This is a genomic window from Caulobacter sp. CCH9-E1 (genome assembly GCF_001556515.1).
Taxonomy (GTDB): Bacteria; Pseudomonadota; Alphaproteobacteria; order Caulobacterales; family Caulobacteraceae; genus Caulobacter.
Map to the genome: position 1 here is coordinate 1 of NZ_LSJA01000287.1, position 1,910 is coordinate 1,910.

Below are 1,910 nucleotides of genomic sequence, written 5' to 3' on the forward strand. Positions count from 1 at the left end.
CACCCCTGCTGCCCCAACCGCTCCCACCCGTCAAAGAACGGGAACCGCTGCTCCCAGAACCCGGCCAGCCGCGGATCACCATCCACCCGCTTCACCACCTCCGTCATCCGCGGCGCGGCCTCGTAGAACCGCACGCGCCTCGGCCCCCAGCGGCTGACCACCGTAACGTAGAGGTCGAGCACGCTCAGCTCTTCGCCCAGCAGGTACCGCCCCGGCGACATCTGGCTCTCCATCATCCGCCAGCAGTCCAGGATCCGCTCGGCCGTCGCGGCCTTGATCCGCGCCTGGACCTCCGGGTCCGGCCCGCCCAGGCGCGAGGGATCGTCGCGCACCCAGAACAGCGAATAGATCGAGGCCGGGATGAAGGTCATCCAGCGCAGGAACTGGGCCCGCGCCGGGTCGTCGAGCGCGGGTCCAAGGCGCGCGGCCGGATAGCGGTCGGCCAGCCAGATCAGGATGGCGGCGCTTTCGGTGATGGTTTCGCCGTCGGGGGTGACCAGCGCCGGAATCTGCTTAAGGGGATTGATCGCGGCGACCTTGGCCGCTTCCGCCTCGCCCTCCCAGGTCGGGGCCTCGATCACCTCAAAAGGCAAGCCGATCAAGGTCATGGCCGCCTCGACGGGCACGCCGCCCGATCCGAGGGCGCTGAAAATCGTGAACGGCTTGTCCACAGAACCTCCCCTATGTTGTGTCGGCGGCCCATTGTCACACTAGATGTGGTGGGTCAGTATGGGCGTGCGTCGGGCGTCAGCCTGCCGTAGCTTACCCTAACCCGTCCGCTCGATTCTCGCTCCGAGGCTCTGTCATGTCCGCTCCGTCGTCGCTGATCCTGCCTGGCTTGATGACCCCTTCGGGCGGTTACAAGCCGTTCCGCTATCCCTGGGCCTACGACTTCTGGAAGAAGCAGCAGCAGGTCCACTGGATGCCGGAAGAGGTGCCGCTGGGCGAGGACCTCAAGGACTGGGCCGTCAAGCTGAACGACAAGGAACGGAACCTGCTGACGCAGATCTTCCGCTTCTTCACCCAGTCCGACGTCGAGGTGCAGGACAACTACATGGAGCGCTACGGTCGGGTGTTCAAACCGACCGAAGTGAAGATGATGCTGGCCTCGTTCGCGAACATGGAGACGATCCATATCGCGGCCTACGCCCTGCTGCTCGAGACCATCGGCATGCCCGAGACCGAGTTCTCGGCGTTCATGGAATACGAGGCCATGAAGGCCAAGCATGACTACATGCAGACCTTCGGCGTCGACTCGAACGCCGACATCTGCCGCACCCTGGCCATGTTCGGCGGCTTCACCGAAGGCCTGCAGCTGTTCGCCTCGTTCGCGATGCTGATGAACTTCCCGCGCTTCAACAAGATGAAGGGCATGGGCCAGATCGTCTCGTGGTCGATCCGCGACGAGAGCCTGCACTGCGACGGCATCATCAAGCTGTACCACGCGTTCAACAAGGAAACGAACGCGGTGACCAAGGCCGTGGCCGACGACATCGTCGACTGCTGCAAGCACGTGGTCGGCCTGGAGGACAAGTTCATCGACCTGGCCTTCGAGGCCGGCGACGTCCAGGGCATGACCCCCGACGACATCAAGCAATACATCCGCTTCATCGCCGACTGGCGCCTGCGCCAGCTGCAGCTGCCGGAAGTGTATGGCGTGAAGGAGAACCCGCTGCCCTGGCTGCAGTCGCTGCTGTCGGGTGTCGAGCACGCCAACTTCTTCGAGGCCCGCGCGACCGAATATTCCAAGGCCGCCACCAAGGGCTCCTGGCACGGCGCCGAGGGCGTGTGGACCAGCTTCGACGAGATGATGAAGAAGCGCTCGGACCTGACTCCGGCGGAGTAGGGCTTAAGACCCCCTCTTCCCACCGGGAGAGGGCGGGGCCCGCCGCGCAGCGGTGGGAGGGTGA

2 protein-coding genes are annotated in these 1,910 nt (G+C 64.8%); one reads left to right on the forward strand and one right to left on the reverse strand.

Translation table 11 applies throughout. From position 1 onward, the window contains the following. Positions 1-608, reverse strand: a 608-nt coding sequence (locus tag AX690_RS16230; RefSeq protein ID WP_231732222.1) for a glutathione S-transferase family protein, incomplete at its 3' end; no start/stop codon positions are given. Between the two features lie 197 nt (positions 609-805). Between AX690_RS16230 and AX690_RS16235 the strand changes: the two genes are divergently transcribed. Further along, positions 806-1,846: a ribonucleotide-diphosphate reductase subunit beta gene (locus AX690_RS16235; protein ID WP_066683826.1), complete on the forward strand. Its 1,041-nt coding sequence runs from the start codon at positions 806-808 to the stop codon at positions 1,844-1,846. The last annotated feature ends 64 nt before the right edge of the window (positions 1,847-1,910 follow it).